The 701-nt window shown below is 64.5% G+C and carries 1 protein-coding gene; it reads left to right on the top strand.

The features are described 5' to 3' along the window. Window positions 1–701 (top strand): electron transfer flavoprotein subunit alpha/FixB family protein (locus tag ACOZK4_RS27215; protein ID WP_421594744.1); only part of this gene is annotated, 701 nt, incomplete at both ends.

Below are 701 nucleotides of genomic sequence, written 5' to 3'. Positions count from 1 at the left end.
CTCATCGTGTCGCTTGCCGGCTCCTATGACGCCATCGTCTCGGCTGCGACCTCGGTCGGCAAGAACGTGCTGCCGCGCGTTGCCGCCCTGCTCGATGTCGCGCAGGTCTCCGAGATCGTCGAAGTCGTCTCGGCCGACACGTTCAAGCGTCCGATCTATGCGGGCAATGCCATCCAGACGGTTCAGTCCACCGATGCGAAGAAGGTGATCACCGTGCGCACGGCGTCCTTCGCCGCTGCCGGTGAAGGCGGAAGCGCTTCGGTCGAGACCATCTCCGCCGCAGCCAACCCAGGCCTTTCCAGCCACGTCAAGGATGCACTGTCCTCGTCGGACCGTCCGGAACTGACCTCTGCCAAGATCATCATCTCGGGTGGCCGTGCACTCGGCTCGTCCGAAAAGTTCCAGGAAGTCATCCTTCCGGTCGCCGACAAGCTGGGTGCCGCCGTCGGCGCCTCGCGCGCTGCCGTCGATGCGGGCTATGCGCCGAACGACTGGCAGGTCGGGCAGACGGGCAAGGTGGTCGCGCCGCAGCTCTACATCGCCTGCGGCATCTCGGGTGCGATCCAGCATCTGGCGGGCATGAAGGACAGTAAGGTGATCGTGGCGATCAACAAGGACGAGGAGGCGCCGATCTTCCAGGTTGCCGACTACGGTCTCGTCGCAGACCTCTTCGAAGCCCTGCCGGAATTGCAGAAGGCGCT

Origin of the sequence: Shinella sp. M27, assembly GCF_049199905.1 — a bacterium.
GTDB lineage: Bacteria > Pseudomonadota > Alphaproteobacteria > Rhizobiales > Rhizobiaceae > Shinella.
The sequence above is the reverse complement of the archived record's forward strand: the minus strand, read 5'-3'. Positions and strand labels throughout refer to the sequence as shown.